Raw genomic sequence first — 17,916 nt, 5'->3', positions numbered from 1 at the left:
GTCGACCGAACGGCGAGAGGCAGAGCAGACGATGCAGTGTCCCAAGTGCCATGCAGCGATGCACACGTACAACCGCAACGGGGTCCAGATCGAGCAGTGCAGCGGCTGCCGCGGGATATTCCTCGACTACGGCGAGCTGGAGTCGCTGACCCGGCTGGAGTCCCAGTGGGCGCAGCAGGCGCCGCCCCCGCCGCCGCCCCCGCCGCCGGCCCCGCAGGCGTACCCGGCCGCTCCCGCCCCGGCCGCGCCGGCCTGGGGAGCCCCGCACCACGGCGGGCACCACGGTGGGCACTACCGTCAGCGCAGCTTCGGCCGGATGCTCTTCTCGTCCTGAACGGCTCCGTGATGCGGGTCCCCCCGCACGGCTGATCACGGCTCTCACCGCCGGCCCGGACGCGCCCGGAGCGTCCGGGCCGGCGGCCGGACGGGGATCCACGCACGGAACACACGACGAAGCCCCGGCCGTCGAGACGGCCGGGGCTTTGGAGGGTGCGCGATACTGGGATTGAACCAGTGACCTCTTCCGTGTCAGGGAAGCGCTCTCCCGCTGAGCTAATCGCGCAGGTCACCGCACTGCTGCGGCGTACTGCGAGGTGCTGCGTGCGCGATACTGGGATTGAACCAGTGACCTCTTCCGTGTCAGGGAAGCGCTCTCCCGCTGAGCTAATCGCGCGGGGATCCTTGCGGACCAGTGGACGATACTGGGATTGAACCAGTGACCTCTTCCGTGTCAGGGAAGCGCTCTCCCGCTGAGCTAATCGTCCATGGAGGTGGAGACGGGATTTGAACCCGTGTAGACGGCTTTGCAGGCCGTTGCCTCGCCTCTCGGCCACTCCACCCGGAGTGCGGGGGGTCGGGAAGACCCCCCATTCTCGAGCGGACGACGAGATTCGAACTCGCGACCCTCACCTTGGCAAGGTGATGCTCTACCAACTGAGCCACGTCCGCCTGTCGTTTCCGTTTCGCTTACGCGTCCCGGCGACGTGTTGAACTCTAGCGGATTCCTGGGCCAGTACAAAAACGCGTTTGTGCAGCGTGCTGAGGTGTGTGCGCGTCGCGGCAGCTCATCGGCGGCTCGGCGGCGGCCGACCGGCCGCTCTTCCCCGCCCCATCCCCGCCGGTCATAGACTCACAGACGTGCACGCCCTCGCTCCTCTGGCCCGCTTCGGCCCCCTCGTCGCCACCGACCTCCGGGACGTCACCAGCGACCCCTCTGCTCTGGACTCCTCCGGGTTCTGGGCCGTCGCCGCGGACTTCGAGGGGCGGCTGACCTGCGCCCGCTTCGGCGACGTCCGTACGGAACCGGTGCCCGAGCCCGTGCCCGGACGGTGGCGGGGCCCGGCCGCCGGGGACTGGACCTCGTCGCTGGACCGCGCCTCCTACACCGCCGGCGTACGGTGCATCCGCGAGCACATCGCGGCCGGCGACGTGTACCAGGCGAACCTGTGCCGGGTGCTGTCCGCGCCGCTGCCCGACCCGGACGGCGCCGACGTCGACGAGCTCACCGCGCTGCTGGCCCGCGGCAACCCCGCCCCGTACGCGGGGACGATCCGTCTCCCGGCGCACGGAGTCGAGATCGCCACCGCGTCGCCCGAGCTGTATCTGCGCCGCGCCGGCCGCACCGTCGAGTCGGGACCGATCAAGGGCACCGGCCGGACCGCCGAGGACCTGCTCGAGAAGGACCACGCGGAGAACGTGATGATCGTGGACCTCGTCCGCAACGATCTCGGCCGCGTCTGCGTCACCGGCAGCGTGAGCGTGCCCGCACTCTGCGCGGTCGAGCCGCACCCGGGGCTGGTCCACCTCGTCTCCACCGTGCGCGGCGATCTCGCCCCGGAGGCCGGCTGGAGCGAGCTGCTGGCGGCCACGTTCCCGCCCGGCTCGGTCACCGGCGCCCCCAAGTCCAGCGCGCTGAAGATCATCGAGGCGCTGGAGACCTCTCCCCGCGGCCCGTACTGCGGAGGCATCGGCTGGGTCGACGCCGACCGCGGCACCGGCGAGCTCGCCGTCGGCATACGCACGTTCTGGATCGACCGCCGAGCCCCGGACGGTCCCGCGCTGCGCTTCGGCACCGGCGCCGGGATCACCTGGGGCTCCGACCCCGAGCGCGAGTGGGACGAGACCGAACTGAAGGCGTCCCGGCTGCTCGCGGTAGCGTCGGGTGCGTACGAGGCAAGCGGAAGGACAGCTGGATGAAGCTCTGGGTCAACGGCGAGCTCAAGGACGCCGAGGACGCCCGGGTGTCGGTCCTCGACCACGGCATGACCGTGGGCGACGGCATCTTCGAGACCGTGAAGGCGGTCCACGGGCAGCCCTTCGCCCTCACCCGCCATCTGGAACGGCTCACGCGCTCGGCCCGCGGCCTCGGCCTGCCCGAGCCCGACCACGACGAGGTGCGCCGCGCCTGTGCCGCCGTCCTCGACGCCAACCCGATGCCGCTCGGGCGCCTGCGCATCACCTACACCGGAGGGCTCTCGCCGCTCGGCTCCGACCGCGGCGACGCCGGCCCGACCCTGGTCGTCGCCCTCGGCGAGAGCGGCCGCAGGCCCGACACCACCGCCGTGATCACCGTCCCGTGGACGCGCAACGAGCGCGGCGCGCTGACCGGCCTGAAGACCACCTCGTACGCCGAGAACGTCGTCGCCCTGGCGCGGGCGCACCAGCAGGGCGCCTCCGAGGCGCTGTTCGCCAACACCGTCGGGCAGCTCTGCGAGGGCACCGGCTCGAACGTCTTCGTCGTCCTCGACGGCGAACTGCACACCCCGCCGGTCTCCTCCGGCTGCCTCGCGGGCATCACCCGCGCCCTGACCGTGGAGTGGACGGGGGCCAAGGAGACGGACCTGCCGCTCGACGTGCTCGACCGGGCCGAGGAGGTCTTCCTTACCTCCACCCTCCGCGACGTGCAGGCCGTCGTCCGCATCGACGGCCGCGAGATCGGACAGGCCCCCGGCCCCGTGACGACGAAGGCGATGCGCGTCTTCGAGGAGCGGGCGGCCGCCGACCCGGACCCCAAGTCCCCGTAGGAGCAGGCCCGTCGGAAAACGTGGTGTCGGACGGCCGCGGGGCAGGTAGAAAGTCTCCGATGACCACAACCCTGCGGCCCACCGGGCCGATACAGCGCGACGAGTCCGGCGCCGCCTCGCGGGCGTACGACGTCTGTGTGAACGGCCGGCCGGTCGGCTCCGTCCTCCTCGCGACGGACGCCGGGGCCGGGCCCTCGGTCGGCTACGTGCGCTCCCTGACCATCGACGACGCGGACCGCAGGCGCGGCCGCGGCACCGTCGCCGCGCTCGCCGCCGAGGAGGTACTGCGGGGCTGGGGCTGCACCGAGGCCCGCACCTCCGTCCCGGCCGACGGCACGGCCGCCCTGCGCATGGTCTCCGCCCTCGGCTACACCGAGCGCGGCCGCACCATGCTCAAGGAGCTGCCGGACGGTCCGCCCCCGCTGCCCGGCGCGGTCGAGGGGCGGCCCATGGACGAGGCCGAGTTCGACAGGTGGCGCTCCAAGGCGGTCGCGCACTACGCCGAGGAGTGGATCGCCAGGGGAGTGCCGCGCGAGGAGGCCCTCACCCGCTCGGAGGACCTCCACCGCACCCTCCTGCCGGAAGGTCTCGCGACGCCGGGCGCCGAGCTGTACTGCCTGGTCGAGGAGGACACCGTGGTCGGGCACGTCTGGGTCGCGACGCGGCACGAGGTGCGCCCGGGGGAGCAGGGGGCCTATGTCTTCGACGTCGAGGTGGCCGAGGAGCACCGCGGCAGGGGCTACGGCCGCGCCCTGATGCTGCTCGCCGAGCGCATCGCCCGCGCCGCCGGCAACACGCTGATCGGTCTGCACGTCTTCGCGGGCAACACCCCGGCGCAGCGCCTCTACGAGTCCCTCGGCTACCGGACCACGCACCACAACTTCGTCAAGCGGCTCCTCTGACCGCGGGGCTACGGGGTGTCCGTCCGCTCCCCGAGCAGCCGCTCGGCGATCTCCTCGATCCGGGCGCGCAGCCCCTCCTGGCTCTTTCCGCCGTCGAGGCGCTCGCCGCCGATGACGTACGTCGGCGTGCCCGTCACCCCGATCGCCTTGCCCTCGGCCTGGTCCGCGTCGACGATCAGGATGTGCCGGCCGTCGATCAGGGCGGTGTCGAACTCCTCGGCGTCCAGGCCGAGTTCGCGCGCCACCTCGAGCAGCACGGGCTCGCCCCGCGCCGCCAGGTCATCGGTGCGCTCCAGCACGGCCTCCGCGTACGGCCAGCCCTTCCCCTGCTCGGCCGCCTCCTCCGCGGCCTGCGCGGCGGAGAACGCGTGCCGGTGCTTGTCGAGGGGGAAGTGCCGCAGCCGCAGTTCCAGCCGGTCGCCGAACCGCGCGCGCAGGGCCCGCAGGTCCTCCAGGGCGGCACGGCAGTCGGGGCACTGGAGCTCGCACCAGACGTCGAGGACGACGGGGCGGGCGGTGGTGGAGTCGCTCATGGGGCCAGTCTTCCAGCCGGTCCCCGGCGCACCCAACCGGGACCGCAGGAGGAGACCGTCCCCGAGATCCCCCTGAGGTCGCCGCCGGGCATGGCCCGCGGTCAGGGGGACGGTGCAGGATGGAAGGGACGTAACACCTCGTGCCCGCCGATGCCTGGAGGACCGGATGCTTGCCGAGACCATTTGTTCCGCGGTGTCCGCGGCGGGCCTGGGCATCGCCGCGATCACGGCGTACCGCAGGCGTTTCCTCGCCGCGACCCGTATCGCCGCGTACTCCCTGGTTCCCGTCGGCCTGGTGTTGACCGGGGCCGTCCAGTGGCTCGTGGACACGGCCTTCAGCCCGTCGGCCTGGCTCGGCTTCGGCCTGCTCGGCGGCGCCTGGCTGCTGTTCATGACCACCCGTGCCGTCGAACGGCGCTCCGGAGGCAGTCGCCGGGAGCGCAAGGCCGCCGCCGCGGCGCAGCGCTCCGCCGCCGAGTCCGGCGCGTCCACGCCCGCCCTCGGCGGTGCGCGTCCGTCCGCGGCGCCGAAGACGACCGCGGCCGACGACTTCAGCGACATCGAGGCGATCCTGAAGAAGCACGGCATCTAGGGCCCGTGGGCCCGGACCGGGCGCGGGCGCCCGGTCCTGCCGCGCGGGATGTGATGAACTACCCCGCCCTCGGGGTGTGTTGGTCGATCACGCCGTGGCGCGCTGCGTCATGATCGGCCCGAGATGCTCGATACCTCCCGGGGCCAGGCCCCCGCACCGACCCCAGAGCCGCGCGGCTGCTTGTTCGCGCTCTCCCAGCCGCCCCTCATGATCTTCCTCGGCGTGATCGGCGTGCTGCTGCTGATGGGCGCGGTGCACGACCTGTTCCTGCTGTGACCCGTCCCGTGCCCTCGGCGGCCGGAGACGACCGGGGTGCGGAAGGGGCGGGCCGCCCGCCCGTCAGCCGGCGGCTTCCTTGCGGCGGGCCCGGTAGGCCGCGACATGCAGCCGGTTCCCGCACGTGCGGCTGTCGCAGTAACGCCGTGACCGGTTGCGCGAGAGGTCGACGAAGGCACGTCCGCAGTCCGGCGCCTCGCAGCGCCGCAGCCGCTCCTGCTCGCCCGCGACCACGATGAACGCCAGCGCCATCCCGCAGTCCGCCGCGAGATGGTCCGCCACCGAGGCGCCCGGCGCGAAGTAGTGCACGTGCCAGTCGTAGCCGTCGTGATCGGTGAGCTGCGGCGTCGTGCCGGCAGCCGCGACGAGCTGGTTGATCAGTTCTGCCGCGGTACGGCTGTCCCGCGCCGCGAAGACCTCCGCGAAGCGGTCCCGCACGCCCTGCATCGCGGCGAGGTCCTTCTGCCCCAGATCACCCACGTCGCTGACGTGGTGACTCCGGACGAACTCGTCGAGCGCCGCGACGTCCGCGAGTCCGTCCTCCTGGTCGCCCTCCGGTGCGGTGTTCACCAGATCGACGACGGTGTCGAGGGCGATACGGGTGTCGTGGGGGATCAGCACGATTCGCTCCCTGGCCGGCCGCGGGCCGGTGCCCGCCGAATTGCGCCGACTCTAGCGGTTCGTGCCGGGATCACAGCAGCGCCGTCGTCACGGTGGATTCCGTGACGACGGCGCCGGTGCCGGCTGTATGGGAATTCTCCGCACGGCGCCGTCTCCCCGAGACGGACGGCGCCGGGCGGCTTTTCACCTGGCTCAGCTTTCGGCCAGGATGTGCGAGAGCTCCGTGTCGAGGTCGAAATGCCGATGCTCGGTGCCCGGTGGCACCGCGGCGTCCGTCCGCTTGAGGAACGACTCCAGGGCCCGCGCCGGGGCCTCCAGGAGGGCTTCGCCCTCCGGGGAGCTGAGGGCGATGCAGACGACGCCCTGGCCGTGGCTGCGGGACGGCCAGACTCGTACGTCGCCCGTGCCGGTGGGGCGGTGCAGCCCCTCTGCGAGGAGGTCGCGGGCGAAGACCCACTCGACCGTCTCTTCGGCTCCGGTGTGGAAGGTGGCGTGCACGGCGTAGGGATCGGCCGTGTCATACCGCAGGCCCGCGGGTACAGGCAGTGAGGACTCGCTCGATACAACGAGGCGCAGGTGCAGCTCGCAGCTGACCGTGGTGTTCATAAGCGCCAGGGCCTTTCGCTCAGTGTGCGCTCGGGGATTCGCACGTCGGCGAAATCGACATGCCACCTACGGTGCCGTTGTAAACCCCTCTGACCGTTTTGTGATCCCTCGGGTCGCTCGTACGGGCGTGCATTACTTTGTGTTATACGGCCAATCCGGTGACGGTGTTCGATCGGGTAAGTTGGGCGTTATGAATGCGCAGAGTGACGAGCGGGACGAGGCGGTCGCGGACGCGGCCTCCGCCCCCGCGACGGGGGACGTGACGACGGGCGCGGCGCAGCCGGCCCAGGAGGCGGCGAGGGAGGACGAGCGGGAGCTCGGCTCGCGGGCGCCGCACTTCATCAAGCGGTCGAGAACGCTGCACATCAGCTGGCAGGTCGGCGTCTTCGTCGTCGGCCTCGCGGTCGTCGGCGCGGGCGTGGCGATGCTCGTGCTGCCGGGTCCCGGCTGGGTCGTGATCTTCGGCGGCATGGCGATCTGGGCCACCGAGTTCGTCTGGGCCCAGCTGGTGCTGCGCTGGACCAAGCGCAAGGTCACCGAGGCCGCCCAGCGCGCGCTCGACCCCAAGGTCCGGCGGCGGAACATCATCCTCACGACGGTCGGCCTGGTGATCATCGCCGTGCTCGTCGGCATCTACCTCTGGAAGTTCGGCATCGTGATGCCGTGGAAGATCGACGAGTGACCCCGCAGTGGTCCTGGGGACCCGCTGACATGGGGTAATGTTTGCGGTGCGCCCGGGCGATTAGCTCAGTGGGAGAGCGCTTCGTTCACACCGAAGAGGTCACTGGTTCGAACCCAGTATCGCCCACCCGGACCGAAGGCCCCGGAGACACCAGTCTCCGGGGCCTTCGGCGTTCAGCGCATCCGGCCGAGGCTCTCCCTGAGCCTGCGCGCGTCCCGCAGCCGCTGCTCGTACGTGGCGCCGACCGCGAGCAGTAGCAGACCCGCCACCGCCGGGGGCAGCCAGCGGGGGAGCGCGTCGACGACCTGGACCACGTACGGGGCGAGCTCGTGGAGTGCGTCCAGCGCGAGCACCGCGCCGCCGAGCACCAGCAGCGCCTGCAGCCGCAGCCGCGCGCCCGCAAGGGTGACGGCGAGCGCGGCGACGCCCAGCAGCAGCGGCCGCAGCCAGTGCTCGTCGCCCCAGGCCGCGAACAGGCTCGGCACGAAGGTCGCCGCGAGGCCGGGACCGTACGACGTCCACGACGACGCCTGCGGGTCCCGCCGGCGGCGCAGCGCGCCGATCACGAGCGCGGGGACCGTGACGGGCAGCGTGTACGCCTCGGGCGAGGCCACCTCGGAGGCGAACAGACGCACCCACGTGGCGAGCACGAACAGCACCGCGGCGACGTACCCGGCGGCCGGGCGGCGCTCGGCCCGCACCGCTGTGCCCGCGGCGATCACGCCGCACAGGGCCAGCACCAGGGCCAGGGTGGGGAGGTGTCCGGTGGCGAGCAGCACGGCGACCGGGCCGGCGCCGGCCGCGGTGGCCTCCACCGGCAGGGCCACGGGGTGGCGGCCGAGGCGTGCACCGGCGAGGGCGGCAGCCGCGGGGACGAGCAGCAGCACGAGGGCCGCGCGGTGCGGCGGCAGCCCGGCGGCGGCCGCGCAGGCCCCTGCGAGGCCGGTCGCGAACACGGTCGCCGCGCAGGCGGCCACCTGCTGCGCCGGGCCGCGCGCCCGGAACGCCGCGGCCGCGAGCGCCGCCGGCAGCAACCCCAGCACGACGAACGTCGCCGGACGCGTCGCCAGGGACAGCAGCGCCACGCTCACCGAGCCGGCCAGGCCGCAGGCCAGGGCGGTGTGCGCGAGCGGGGCGTGCCGTACGGCACCGAGCGCGAAGAGCGCCACGGCGAGGACCAGCTGCCAGCCGACCGCGATGCCGTACGGCACATCGAGGACCACGGGCAGGACCAGCAGCGCGGCCCAGAACAGGACCAGGGAGCCGCAGGCCGCAGCGGGACGGAGCAGGGCGCCCAGCGCGCTGCCGTGGCCGTCGGCGGCCGTCGGAGGGGCACCGGCCGCCGCGTGGTCCGTGGCGGCCTGCGACGCGCAGTCGTCGGCCGGAAGGCGGCGCGCCACCAGCGCCGCCGTCGCCGCGAGGACCGCGAGGACCAGCGGGGCAGCCGGGAGAACGGAGAGCGGCACGTCCAGGGACAGCGCCTCCCGCGTGCCGGCCGGTGCCGTCGACCAGATGTCCGTGACCTGCGTGGCCGGGCCCGCGAGCGACACGAGCACCGCAGGCAGCGCCGTCACCGCGGCCGCCGCCTGCACGGCGCCCGCCGACCGGGCGAGACCCTGCCGCACGCGCTCGGGCAGGGACGTGCGGACGACCGCGAGGAGCGCCGTCGCGCACAGGAGGTAGCCCACTACCGCCCACCCCTGCGGGACCGCCGTACGGATCGGTCCGCCGACGGCCGCGACCGCCGCCAGACCGGCGACCACCGACGCGCCCGGCGCGGCGGCCGGCGAACGCCACGCCGCGAACAGCGCCACCGCCGAGGCCGCGAGCAGCAGGACCGCCGGACCGGCCGCCTCCCCGGGTGAGCCGGCGGCCACGGAGAGCCACAGGCCGGTCAGCATCGCCAGACCGCCCGTGACCGAGGCGGTCACCCAGGCGAACCCGCGCACCACCGCCGGCCGCCCCCACAGCGCCACCGCGACGTCCGCCGCCGCGGTCAGCAGCAGCGCCCACTCCATCGGGGGCGCGGCCGGACCACCGGCCAGCGCCCACAGCGGCAGCGGCAACTGCGCCGTCACCAGCGCCGTCGGCAGCGGGGCGCGCAGCCGCGGCAGGGCCAGGCCGTACGCGGACCAGAGCCCTGCCAGCACCGCCGACACCCCGGCCGCGTACGCCAGTCCGTCGGTGCCCGCCAGGGCGACCCGGTGCACCGCGTACGCGTCCAGCACCATCAGCACCAGTCCCAGAACGCCCACCGACTCGGCCGTCGAGGCGAGACCGCGGCGCAGCAGGACCGCCGGCGTGCCCAGGGCCGCCAGCGTGACCGCGCCGAGCACCGCCGAGCGGCCGCCGATGCCCATGTGGCCCCAGCTGACCAGCGTGAACGCGATCGCCGCGACGGCCAGCAGGATGCCCCCGAGCGTCAGCAGCACGTTCTGCACGCTCGGCGGGGACGCCTCGGCGTGCGGCCGCGGACCGGCCGGCCAGGAACCCGACGGCGGGAAGGGCGGCGGCGCGGACGCGGTGACCGGCGGCCGCAGGGCGGCCAGCAGCCAGCTGCGCCGGGCCAGCAACTGCGCCCGGCGGGCGTCCAGTTGACGCAGCTCGCGGTCGAGGATCGCCAGTTCCTCGGCGGGGGTCGGAACGTTCTTCATGGCCGGAAGTGTGGCGCGCGCCACAAGGTCCGGGCATGGGCGCGGATACTCAGATCCGCCATGAGTAGGCCGCGGCGGTCGCAGCCGGGCCAGACTGGGGCCATGGACTGGTGCCGCTACCGCTTCCGCAGCGTCTGGGACCTGCCGGCCGCCCCGGAGGCCGTCTACCGCGTCCTGGAGCGGGCCGAGGAGTACCCGCGGTGGTGGCCGCAGGTGCGCGCCGTCGACCTCGCGGACGAGGAGTCCGGCACCGTCCGCTTCCGCTCCTTCCTCCCGTACGACCTCCGCGTCACCGCGCACGCCGGCCGTCGGGACCCGGCGGCCGGCGTGCTGGAGATCGTGCTGGACGGAGACCTCGCGGGCTGGTCGCGCTGGACCGTGACGGAGCACGGCGCCGGAACGCGGGCCCTGTTCGAGCAGGAGGTCGAGGTGCACAAGCCGCTGATGAGGCGCCTCGCCGTGCCCTGCCGCCCGGTCTTCAGGGCCAACCACGCGCTGATGATGCGCGGTGGACGGCGCGGTCTGGCCGCTTACCTCGAAGCGGTTTGAAGGAAGGCGGCGACGCCCTGTATGGTTCAGTGCGTTCCCGGGCGATTAGCTCAGTGGGAGAGCGCTTCGTTCACACCGAAGAGGTCACTGGTTCGAACCCAGTATCGCCCACCGGGAGAGGCCGGTCCGTCAGCAGGCGGACCGGCCTCACGCGTTCGTGCCGCCGACCGTCACGCCGCCGCGGGCAGGTCCGGACGCAGCGGCCACGCCGGATCGACCGGCTCGGGGACACCGCTGCGCGCGAACCACGCCTGCAGCCCCCGCGCCTGCGCCGCGTGCCACACCGCCTGCAACGTGTGCAGCTCCGCGGCGGAAAGCCGCTCCAGCCGTGACGCGAAACGCCGCCCCACCGCCCGTACGACCTCCATCGCCGCCAGCGCGTCGGCCGCGGCGTCGTGTGCCCCGTCCAGCGCCACCTCGTAGTGCGCGCACAGATCGGTGAGCGTCCGCCGCCCCTTGCGGTAGCGGTCCAGGTGCTTGTCCAGCACCCGCGGATCCAGCACGCACAGCGGTACGTTCTCCAGGTAGCGCGCCAGCGACGAGGCCCGGTGACGGCGCAACTCCCGGTCCAGGATGGTCAGATCGAAGGGTGCGTTCATCACCACCAGCGGGCGCGACGCCGCGCACTGGTCCGCCAGCGACCTCGCTATCTCCTCCATCACCGGCGCCGGCCAGCGCCCGTTGCGCTGGAGGTGATCGTCCGTCAGGCCGTGCACCTCGGTGGCGGCCGGCGGCACCGGGATGCCCGGATTCACCAACCACCGTGTGATGCGCGGCCGTCCGCCGGGCGTGTCCTGGACGACCACCGCGGCCGACACGATCCGGTCCGCCTCGACGTCCACTCCGGTTGTCTCCGTGTCAAATGCGGCCAGCGGGCCGTCGAACCAGTGCGTCATCCCCGAACTCCTCGCACGTGCCTGGCAGATGGCGAAGGGCCCTGCCCGAATCGGTGATACCCGGGCTGTTTGCGCCGTACGCCGTGCGGTGACAACACAGGTGACGGGGAAGGAAATTGCCATGGCGCTCGCCCAGCCCGAATCGGGAGGGCTGTCCCCCGCAAGCGGGAGGTGCCCCCAGCCCCACGGGACCGTTCCGTTGCGCGGAGCGCTCGCCACCACCGCCTGCATGGAGACGCTCCAGGTGGGCTATCTGCACGCGGTCGCCGCCGCGGCCGGCTGCTCGCTGTCCCAGCCGTTCCCGGACAACGGCATCGACTGGCACGTCAGCCACAGCTCGGCCCGGCACACGGTCGACGACGAAGTGACCATCAAGGTGCAGCTCAAGTGCACCTACCAGATCCCGCCCCACCCACCGGGACCCGCGTTCTCCTTCACCCTCGACAACGACCACCTGGTGAAGCTCGCCCGCACACCGGTCTCGGTGCACAAGATCCTGGTCGTCATGCTCGTCCCCCGCACTCAGGACGAGTGGCTGCGCGCCAGCCACGACCGGCTCGACCTCAGGCACTGCTGCTACTGGACCAATCTGGCAGGCCACCCGGTGACGGGCAGGCGCCGGACCACTGTGCGGATCCCGACCACGCGGATCTTCGACGACCGCGCGCTCTGCGAGATCATGGCGCGCGTCGGGGCGGGAGGTAGACCTTGACGCACCGGCCCTTCGACGAGCACCTCCACCGCTTCCCGCAGCCCGGCAGCCGCCCCGACCCCACGGCCGACCCGCCCGGCCCCTGGGGCGCCACGGCGGAGCCGGACCCCGCCCAGATCGACCCCGCCGTCCTCGGCGCTCTCCTGGACCGCCACGGCTGGCGGCGCCGCGGCGGGGCCGCCGGGCGCTACACGCGCTGGACCCCGCCCGGCCCTGCCGCCGGCGGCACCAGCCTGCTCGTGCCCGAGAGCCGCGCCTTCCCCGACTGCGAGGACCTCATCGGCGAAGCGCTCACCGCACTCGCCCGCAGCGCCGCTCCCTCGGCCCGCGACGTCCTCGTCGGGCTCACCGTTCCCAGCGACGAGATCCGCTGGTGGCGCGACATCCCCCAGGGACCGTCCGGCACCGTCTCGTGGACCGCGCAGGAACAGCTGCGCTCGGCCGCCCGCCAGATGCTGCTGGCCGGCGCCCTCGCCGTACGGGGCCGCGCCGGCTACTACGGCGCCCGTCACCGCAGGCAGGCGCAGGCCCTGCTCGAAGGCGTCCTGGTGGGCCCGGCGCCCGGCGGCCGTTCCCTCACCGCCTTCGTCCCCGTGCAGACCGGCCGCACGGTCGCCGTCCGGCTCGCCCACGCGCTCCAGGCCACCCGCGAGGCCATCGACTACCGGCGGGCCGCGGGCGGCATGGAGGCGTTCGACACCGCCGTGCAGGCAGGCGTCAGCTGCGAGCTGACCGAGGCCGTGATCGCGCTCGTGCGCGGCTCGGAGGGAGCGCGCATCACGCTCGACTGGTCCCCGGCCGCCGGGGTGCCCCAGGGCTGCGCCGCCCGCATGGAGCCGGTGGAGTTCTCGGCGGGGGACCTGCCCGCCCTGCGCGAGGCGGGCGCCCGCTACCTCCAGGACGAGCCGTCCGTCCCCGTGCGGATCACCGGCACCGTCGTCCGCATGCGCCGCTCGGGACCACGGGGCCCGGGCACCGTACGGCTGCGGGTGCTGGCCGGGGCCGAGGTGCCGCATGTGCGGGTGGCGCTGGACGAGGACTCCTACCGCACGGCCGGCCACGCCCATCTGGTCGGACTGCCGATCCGGTTGATCGGCCGGCTGGAGAGCCGGGGCGGATTCCGGCGGCTGACCGACGCCTCCGGCGTGACCCCCGTGCCGGTCGACGACGCGGAGCGGGACCGGCTGATGAAGTCGCTCCAGGAGAACCTGGACTTCTTCGGGGAAGCGGGGGACGAGGAGGACTCACGCCCGGCCCCGTAACCGTTTCGCGAGTGGTCGCTCCGGCTCGGTACGATTCCAGGTGCGCGTGCTGTGCCAGGCCGTGCATCCACCTTCAGTCAGGAGAGACCGGTGTCAGACGTCCGTGTGATCATCCAACGCGATTCCGAGCGGGAAGAGCGCGTGGTGACGACGGGCACTACGGCCGCCGACCTCTTCGCCGGCGAGCGCACGGTCGTCGCCGCCCGCGTGGCCGGAGAGCTGAAGGACCTCGCGTACGAGATCAAGGACGGCGAGGAGGTCGAGCCTGTCGAGATCTCCTCCGAGGACGGCCTCAACATCCTGCGCCACTCCACCGCGCACGTCATGGCCCAGGCCGTGCAGGAGCTCTTCCCGGAGGCCAAGCTCGGCATCGGCCCGCCGGTCAAGGACGGCTTCTACTACGACTTCGACGTCGAGAAGCCGTTCACGCCCGAGGATCTCAAGGCCATCGAGAAGAAGATGCAGGAGATCCAGAAGCGCGGCCAGCGCTTCTCGCGCCGCGTCGTCACCGACGACGCCGCCCGCGAGGAGCTCGCCGACGAGCCGTACAAGCTGGAGCTGATCGGCCTCAAGGGCTCCGCCTCGCACGACGACGGCGCCGACGTCGAGGTGGGCGCCGGCGAGCTCACGATCTACGACAACCTGGACGCCAAGACGGGCGACCTGTGCTGGAAGGACCTCTGCCGGGGCCCCCACCTGCCCACCACGCGCAACATCCCGGCCTTCAAGCTGATGCGCAACGCCGCCGCCTACTGGCGCGGCAGCGAGAAGAACCCGATGCTCCAGCGCATCTACGGCACCGCCTGGCCGTCCAAGGACGAGCTGAAGGCGCACCTGGACTTCCTCGCCGAGGCCGAGAAGCGCGACCACCGCAAGCTCGGCAACGAGCTGGACCTCTTCTCCATCCCGGACCAGATCGGCTCCGGCCTCGCGGTCTTCCACCCCAAGGGCGGCATCATCCGCCGGGTCATGGAGGACTACTCGCGCAAGCGGCACGAGGAGGAGGGGTACGAGTTCGTCTACACCCCGCACGCCACCAAGGGGAAGCTCTTCGAGACGTCGGGCCACCTCGACTGGTACGCCGAGGGCATGTACCCGCCCATGCAGCTCGACGAGGGCGTGGACTACTACCTCAAGCCCATGAACTGCCCGATGCACAACCTGATCTTCGACGCGCGCGGCCGGTCCTACCGTGAACTGCCGCTGCGCCTCTTCGAGTTCGGGACCGTGTACCGCTACGAGAAGTCCGGCGTCGTGCACGGTCTGACCCGTGCCCGCGGCTTCACCCAGGACGACGCGCACATCTACTGCACCAAGGAGCAGATGGCGGACGAGCTCGACTCGACGCTCACCTTCGTGCTCAACCTGCTCCGCGACTACGGTCTGACCGACTTCTACCTGGAGCTGTCCACCAAGGACCCGGAGAAGTTCGTCGGCAGCGACGAGGTCTGGGAGGAGGCCACCGAGACGCTGCGGCAGGTGGCCGAGAAGCAGGGTCTGCCGCTGGTCCCGGACCCGGGCGGCGCCGCCTTCTACGGCCCGAAGATCTCCGTCCAGGCCAAGGACGCGATCGGCCGGACCTGGCAGATGTCGACCGTCCAGCTCGACTTCAACCTGCCGGAGCGCTTCGACCTCGAGTACACCGGCCCCGACGGGACCAAGCAGCGCCCGGTCATGATCCACCGTGCCCTGTTCGGCTCGATCGAGCGGTTCTTCGCGGTGCTGCTCGAGCACTACGCGGGCGCGATGCCGCCGTGGCTGGCGCCCGTCCAGGCCGTCGGCATCCCGATCGGTGACGCGCACGTCGAGTACCTGCAGCAGTTCGCGGCGGACGCGAAGAAGAAGGGGCTGCGGGTCGAGGTCGACGCGTCCTCGGACCGGATGCAGAAGAAGATCCGCAACCAGCAGAAGCAGAAGGTCCCGTTCATGATCATCGTCGGTGACGAGGACATGAACGCGGGCACCGTCTCCTTCCGCTACCGCGACGGCTCGCAGGAGAACGGCATTCCGCGCGAGGAGGCCCTGGCCAAGCTCGTCGACGTGGTGGAACGACGGGTCCAGGTCTGACCCGAGCAGGCACGCGAGGGGCGGTCCCGGAAGGGGCCGCCCCTCGCCGCATGCCGCCCTCACCGGCGAATATGCTGGCACGCATGACGACTGAGCCGGAGCAGCAGATCGGAGTCGGGACGCCTGACTCGTTCCAGCGCCTGTGGACGCCTCACCGCATGGCGTACATCCAGGGCGAGAACAAGCCGACCGGCCCCGGGGCCGACGACGGCTGCCCGTTCTGCTCGATCCCGTCGAAGTCCGACGAGGACGGTCTGATCATCGCCCGCGGCGAGACGGTCTACGCCGTGCTCAACCTCTACCCCTACAACGGCGGCCACCTGATGGTCGTCCCCTACCGCCACGTCGCCGACTACACCGAGCTGGACGACGCCGAGACCGTCGAGCTCGCACGGCTGACCAAGGAGGCCATGACCGCCCTGCGGGCCGCCTCCGGCGCCCACGGGTTCAACATCGGCCTCAACCAGGGCAGCGCCGCCGGGGCCGGGATCGCCGCCCACCTGCACCAGCACATCGTGCCCCGGTGGGGCGGCGACACCAACTTCATGCCCGTCATCGGCTCGACCAAGGTCCTGCCGCAGCTCCTCGCCGACACCCGCCGGATGCTCGCCGCCGCCTGGCCCCTCTGAGCCGCACCGGAGCCGCCCGCACCGGAGCCGTACGGCCTCACGCGTCGTACAGGTCCGCGTTCCGCGGAGTCGGGTCCTGGACGAACCCGCTGACGACCATGGAGCGGTTGTCGAACTTCTCCGTGCTGACGCCGTTGTCGGCCAGGACCTTCATCGCGGCGGCGTGGGCCACGCGCAGCACCGGAGTGGCGGCGCGCATCGCGTCGTCCGCCATGAACCGGTGCCGCCAGGGCTTCTCGGCCCAGGCGTGGCGCAGTCCGAACGGCTCCGGCAGCACCAGCTTGCCGCCGAGGAAGTCGAGCAGCGGCGGGAACCAGGTGAAGGGCGCCCGCACCGCCAGGCGTACGACCTCGGGCGCGTCCACCAGCGGCAGCACGCGGTCGACCGTCTCCCAGAACTTGACGGTCTTGCTGACGGTGACCGTCTTGGGCTCGGGCTTGGTGGTGAACAGGGAGTGCACCGGGCCGAGCGCGTGCCCGGTGACCTCCACGCGCAGGGTCTCGTGGAGCACGGTGACGGTGATCATCATGGTGATGACCAACTGGCCGTCCCACAGCGTGAACTGCACGCCCAGGTAGTGGCGGTTGCCGCCGCCGAACTGCTGGTGGTTGCAGATGCGCTGTATCTCGTGGCCCCTGACCTGGAAGGTCTCCACGTCCTGGCCCTCGGGCCTGGCGACCGCCGCGGCGTTCTCGCCGACCGGGGAGACGATCCAGTGCCGGACGGACGGGGTCGGGAAGCCGCCGGAGTTCAGCGGGCCGCGTTCCAGCAGCTTCAGCTTGTCGTGGATGGCCCTTATGACGTCCCAGCTGCGGAACTGGTTGATCTCCTTGCCCGGTTCGCTGGAGACGAGCTCCTCGGCCATCTGCCAGCTGCCCCAGCGGGTGCCCATGCCCAGTATTCCCTTGGGGCCCGCGTAGAAGACGACGTTGGAGTGCTGCTCGGCGGTGAGCTTCTGCAGACCCTGGCGCAGCTGCTCACGGGCGGTCTCGTCGGGGTTTCCCGGCACGGCCTCGGGGACCTTCGCGCCGATGCCGCCGCCTCCGGACAGGAGGCTGTCCCATCGCGCGCGCATGTCCTTCGCGGTGGACTCGCAGATCCTCTTCGCGAGCATCCAGCCGACGACGGGGGCGACGATCATGCCCCGGATGTAGTAGCCCCAGAACCCGGTGAACGGCAGCCGCAGGAGCAGAACCACGGCCATGATGCCGAGGCCCACGAGCAGGAGGGTGCCGACGGCTCCGGCGCGCTTGTTCGCCGCGCCGGCGAGGGTGCGGCGCAGCTGGAACACGCCCATCCACAGCAGGAGTCCGGGCAGGAAGAGCAGTCCGCACAGCGCCATGACGGCGGTGAGCCTGGCGTCCCGCTCCTTGCGGATGCGGGTGGCGGCCAGGCAGTGCTCCACGACGGTCTGGGGCTCGGTGCCGAAGGACTGGATCAGCGCCTTGCGGGCGCCGCCGAGCATCCGCACCTGGACCGCCCGGGAGAAAGCCTCACCGAGGTTCGGCTCGAAGAGGGAGAACTTTCCCGGTGTCACCTCGGACTTGTGCCACTCGCTGTTGGCCTTGAGGATCTCGGCGACCGGGCCGTCGCGGTACGCCGCCGAGGCGAGCGCATGGGTCGCCGCGGTCTGCCCGGCCGACCCCATGAGCGGGACCTGAGCCCCGGGTGTGAAATCGAATCCGTCTGTCACTACCGCCCCCATCGCCGCACGCGTTCGCACTGCGGCCTGTTCCCAACTGCCGCGCCCCGCACACCTGATGAGCTGGACACCTCAGCGTATCGGGGGCCGGGCGGTCGCGGCAGTGGACATCGGGACGGCCGTCCGCACCCCCGGGATCGGCCTGCCCGCGGCCCGAGCGGGCCGCTTTCCAGCGGCCTGGAAGCGGGACCGGATGACGTGGATCAAGCC

The 17,916-nt window shown here is 72.3% G+C and carries 18 protein-coding genes, 7 tRNA genes and 1 pseudogene; 15 read left to right on the top strand and 11 right to left on the bottom strand.

Annotation, left to right across the window (positions count from 1 at the left end; all coding sequences use genetic code 11):
• The first annotated feature begins 31 nt into the window (after positions 1-31).
• Complete coding sequence (locus ACWD0A_RS15940) at positions 32-334, top strand: TFIIB-type zinc ribbon-containing protein (protein WP_451298431.1); 303 nt, start codon at positions 32-34, stop codon at positions 332-334.
• A 156-nt stretch (positions 335-490) separates the two neighbouring features.
• Here ACWD0A_RS15940 and ACWD0A_RS15935 read toward each other — a convergent pair.
• The 5 genes from ACWD0A_RS15935 to ACWD0A_RS15915 all read right to left on the bottom strand — a co-directional run bounded on the left by ACWD0A_RS15935 (position 491) and on the right by ACWD0A_RS15915 (position 948).
• Positions 491-562, bottom strand: a tRNA-Val gene (locus ACWD0A_RS15935).
• Between the two features lie 39 nt (positions 563-601).
• Positions 602-673: transfer RNA gene (locus ACWD0A_RS15930), tRNA-Val, on the bottom strand.
• 19 nt (positions 674-692) lie between these two features.
• Positions 693-764: transfer RNA gene (locus ACWD0A_RS15925), tRNA-Val, on the bottom strand.
• 1 nt (position 765) lies between these two features.
• Positions 766-839, bottom strand: a tRNA-Cys gene (locus tag ACWD0A_RS15920).
• A gap of 36 nt (positions 840-875) precedes the next feature.
• Positions 876-948, bottom strand: a tRNA-Gly gene (locus ACWD0A_RS15915).
• Between the two features lie 189 nt (positions 949-1,137).
• Between ACWD0A_RS15915 and ACWD0A_RS15910 the strand changes: the two genes are divergently transcribed.
• The 3 genes from ACWD0A_RS15910 to ACWD0A_RS15900 are packed head-to-tail and all read left to right on the top strand — an operon-like array spanning position 1,138 to position 3,925.
• On the top strand, positions 1,138-2,196 hold the full coding sequence (locus ACWD0A_RS15910; protein WP_451298429.1) for a chorismate-binding protein: 1,059 nt from the start codon (positions 1,138-1,140) through the stop codon (positions 2,194-2,196).
• On the top strand, positions 2,193-3,023 hold the full coding sequence (locus tag ACWD0A_RS15905; RefSeq protein WP_177153631.1) for an aminotransferase class IV: 831 nt from the start codon (positions 2,193-2,195) through the stop codon (positions 3,021-3,023). Before ACWD0A_RS15910 ends, ACWD0A_RS15905 begins: the two co-directional genes overlap by 4 nt.
• A gap of 59 nt (positions 3,024-3,082) precedes the next feature.
• Positions 3,083-3,925 carry a GNAT family N-acetyltransferase gene (locus ACWD0A_RS15900; RefSeq protein WP_451298427.1) on the top strand — a complete coding sequence of 281 codons (843 nt, stop codon included), beginning with the start codon at positions 3,083-3,085 and terminating at the stop codon, positions 3,923-3,925.
• Positions 3,926-3,933: 8 nt separating this feature from the next.
• On the opposite strand, the gene ACWD0A_RS15895 is transcribed toward ACWD0A_RS15900, so the two are convergent.
• Positions 3,934-4,458, bottom strand: coding sequence for a DsbA family protein (locus tag ACWD0A_RS15895; RefSeq protein ID WP_451298425.1), 525 nt, complete (start codon positions 4,456-4,458; stop codon positions 3,934-3,936).
• A gap of 166 nt (positions 4,459-4,624) precedes the next feature.
• Here ACWD0A_RS15895 and ACWD0A_RS15890 point away from each other — a divergent pair, with 166 nt between their 5' ends.
• A complete protein-coding gene (locus ACWD0A_RS15890) occupies positions 4,625-5,050 on the top strand; it encodes a hypothetical protein (RefSeq protein ID WP_451298423.1) in 426 nt (141 codons plus the stop codon).
• Positions 5,051-5,173: 123 nt separating this feature from the next.
• Positions 5,174-5,326 (top strand): hypothetical protein, encoded by a 153-nt coding sequence (locus ACWD0A_RS15885; protein WP_451298421.1) that lies wholly within the window; start codon positions 5,174-5,176, stop codon positions 5,324-5,326.
• A gap of 63 nt (positions 5,327-5,389) precedes the next feature.
• Here ACWD0A_RS15885 and ACWD0A_RS15880 read toward each other — a convergent pair whose 3' ends face one another.
• Positions 5,390-5,947 carry a CGNR zinc finger domain-containing protein gene (locus tag ACWD0A_RS15880; protein WP_451298419.1) on the bottom strand — a complete coding sequence of 186 codons (558 nt, stop codon included), beginning with the start codon at positions 5,945-5,947 and terminating at the stop codon, positions 5,390-5,392.
• A gap of 192 nt (positions 5,948-6,139) precedes the next feature.
• Positions 6,140-6,553, bottom strand: coding sequence for an SsgA family sporulation/cell division regulator (locus ACWD0A_RS15875; protein ID WP_003959770.1), 414 nt, complete (start codon positions 6,551-6,553; stop codon positions 6,140-6,142).
• A 190-nt stretch (positions 6,554-6,743) separates the two neighbouring features.
• Between ACWD0A_RS15875 and ACWD0A_RS15870 the strand changes: the two genes are divergently transcribed.
• Positions 6,744-7,235, top strand: coding sequence for a TIGR02611 family protein (locus ACWD0A_RS15870; RefSeq protein ID WP_451298417.1), 492 nt, complete (start codon positions 6,744-6,746; stop codon positions 7,233-7,235).
• A gap of 54 nt (positions 7,236-7,289) precedes the next feature.
• A tRNA-Val gene (locus ACWD0A_RS15865) sits at positions 7,290-7,361 on the top strand.
• A 47-nt stretch (positions 7,362-7,408) separates the two neighbouring features.
• Here the strand turns inward: ACWD0A_RS15865 and ACWD0A_RS15860 are convergent.
• Complete coding sequence (locus ACWD0A_RS15860) at positions 7,409-9,889, bottom strand: SCO7613 C-terminal domain-containing membrane protein (RefSeq protein ID WP_451298415.1); 2,481 nt, start codon at positions 9,887-9,889, stop codon at positions 7,409-7,411.
• 102 nt (positions 9,890-9,991) lie between these two features.
• Between ACWD0A_RS15860 and ACWD0A_RS15855 the strand changes: the two genes are divergently transcribed.
• Entirely contained in the window at positions 9,992-10,438 is a 447-nt protein-coding gene (locus ACWD0A_RS15855; protein WP_451298413.1) for an SRPBCC family protein, read from the top strand.
• 39 nt (positions 10,439-10,477) lie between these two features.
• Positions 10,478-10,549: transfer RNA gene (locus ACWD0A_RS15850), tRNA-Val, on the top strand.
• A gap of 59 nt (positions 10,550-10,608) precedes the next feature.
• On the opposite strand, the gene ACWD0A_RS15845 is transcribed toward ACWD0A_RS15850, so the two are convergent.
• Complete coding sequence (locus ACWD0A_RS15845) at positions 10,609-11,334, bottom strand: exonuclease domain-containing protein (RefSeq protein WP_451298411.1); 726 nt, start codon at positions 11,332-11,334, stop codon at positions 10,609-10,611.
• A gap of 121 nt (positions 11,335-11,455) precedes the next feature.
• Here ACWD0A_RS15845 and ACWD0A_RS15840 point away from each other — a divergent pair, with 121 nt between their 5' ends.
• The 4 genes from ACWD0A_RS15840 (at position 11,456) to ACWD0A_RS15825 (ending at position 16,004) form a co-directional block, all read left to right on the top strand.
• Positions 11,456-12,046, top strand: a complete 591-nt coding sequence (locus ACWD0A_RS15840) for a DUF4365 domain-containing protein (protein ID WP_451298409.1) — start codon at positions 11,456-11,458, stop codon at positions 12,044-12,046.
• Entirely contained in the window at positions 12,043-13,308 is a 1,266-nt protein-coding gene (locus ACWD0A_RS15835; RefSeq protein WP_451298407.1) for a hypothetical protein, read from the top strand. The genes ACWD0A_RS15840 and ACWD0A_RS15835 overlap by 4 nt, the downstream gene beginning before the upstream one ends.
• 90 nt (positions 13,309-13,398) lie before the next feature.
• The gene (thrS, locus tag ACWD0A_RS15830) at positions 13,399-15,375 is read left to right on the top strand and encodes a threonine--tRNA ligase (RefSeq protein ID WP_451298405.1); all 1,977 of its coding nucleotides are present in this window, start codon (positions 13,399-13,401) and stop codon (positions 15,373-15,375) included.
• A 71-nt stretch (positions 15,376-15,446) separates the two neighbouring features.
• A complete protein-coding gene (locus tag ACWD0A_RS15825; protein WP_307716413.1) occupies positions 15,447-16,004 on the top strand; it encodes an HIT family protein in 558 nt (185 codons plus the stop codon).
• 37 nt (positions 16,005-16,041) lie between these two features.
• Here ACWD0A_RS15825 and ACWD0A_RS15820 read toward each other — a convergent pair whose 3' ends face one another.
• Complete coding sequence (locus ACWD0A_RS15820) at positions 16,042-17,709, bottom strand: hypothetical protein (protein ID WP_451298402.1); 1,668 nt, start codon at positions 17,707-17,709, stop codon at positions 16,042-16,044.
• A gap of 55 nt (positions 17,710-17,764) precedes the next feature.
• Between ACWD0A_RS15820 and ACWD0A_RS15815 the strand changes: the two are divergent.
• Positions 17,765-17,916, top strand: a pseudogene (locus tag ACWD0A_RS15815) (DUF4291 domain-containing protein); the annotation flags it as partial.

This window comes from Streptomyces sp. NPDC002867, from assembly GCF_053591895.1.
Note: the sequence above shows the minus strand (reverse complement) of the source record. Positions and strands in the feature narration are given on the sequence as shown.

Excerpts from the sequence above, each read along its gene's own strand:
- ACWD0A_RS15940 (WP_451298431.1), top strand. The coding sequence starts at position 32 with ATGCAGTGTCCCAAGTGCCATGCAGCGATGCACACGTACAACCGCAAC.
- ACWD0A_RS15905 (WP_177153631.1), top strand. The coding sequence starts at position 2,193 with ATGAAGCTCTGGGTCAACGGCGAGCTCAAGGACGCCGAGGACGCCCGG.
- ACWD0A_RS15900 (WP_451298427.1), top strand. The coding sequence starts at position 3,083 with ATGACCACAACCCTGCGGCCCACCGGGCCGATACAGCGCGACGAGTCC.
- ACWD0A_RS15895 (WP_451298425.1), bottom strand. The coding sequence starts at position 4,458 with ATGAGCGACTCCACCACCGCCCGCCCCGTCGTCCTCGACGTCTGGTGC.
- ACWD0A_RS15890 (WP_451298423.1), top strand. The coding sequence starts at position 4,625 with ATGCTTGCCGAGACCATTTGTTCCGCGGTGTCCGCGGCGGGCCTGGGC.
- ACWD0A_RS15885 (WP_451298421.1), top strand. The coding sequence starts at position 5,174 with ATGCTCGATACCTCCCGGGGCCAGGCCCCCGCACCGACCCCAGAGCCG.
- ACWD0A_RS15875 (WP_003959770.1), bottom strand. The coding sequence starts at position 6,553 with ATGAACACCACGGTCAGCTGCGAGCTGCACCTGCGCCTCGTTGTATCG.
- ACWD0A_RS15870 (WP_451298417.1), top strand. The coding sequence starts at position 6,744 with ATGAATGCGCAGAGTGACGAGCGGGACGAGGCGGTCGCGGACGCGGCC.
- ACWD0A_RS15860 (WP_451298415.1), bottom strand. The coding sequence starts at position 9,889 with ATGAAGAACGTTCCGACCCCCGCCGAGGAACTGGCGATCCTCGACCGC.
- ACWD0A_RS15855 (WP_451298413.1), top strand. The coding sequence starts at position 9,992 with ATGGACTGGTGCCGCTACCGCTTCCGCAGCGTCTGGGACCTGCCGGCC.
- ACWD0A_RS15845 (WP_451298411.1), bottom strand. The coding sequence starts at position 11,334 with ATGACGCACTGGTTCGACGGCCCGCTGGCCGCATTTGACACGGAGACA.
- ACWD0A_RS15840 (WP_451298409.1), top strand. The coding sequence starts at position 11,456 with ATGGCGCTCGCCCAGCCCGAATCGGGAGGGCTGTCCCCCGCAAGCGGG.
- ACWD0A_RS15825 (WP_307716413.1), top strand. The coding sequence starts at position 15,447 with ATGCTGGCACGCATGACGACTGAGCCGGAGCAGCAGATCGGAGTCGGG.
- ACWD0A_RS15820 (WP_451298402.1), bottom strand. The coding sequence starts at position 17,709 with ATGGGGGCGGTAGTGACAGACGGATTCGATTTCACACCCGGGGCTCAG.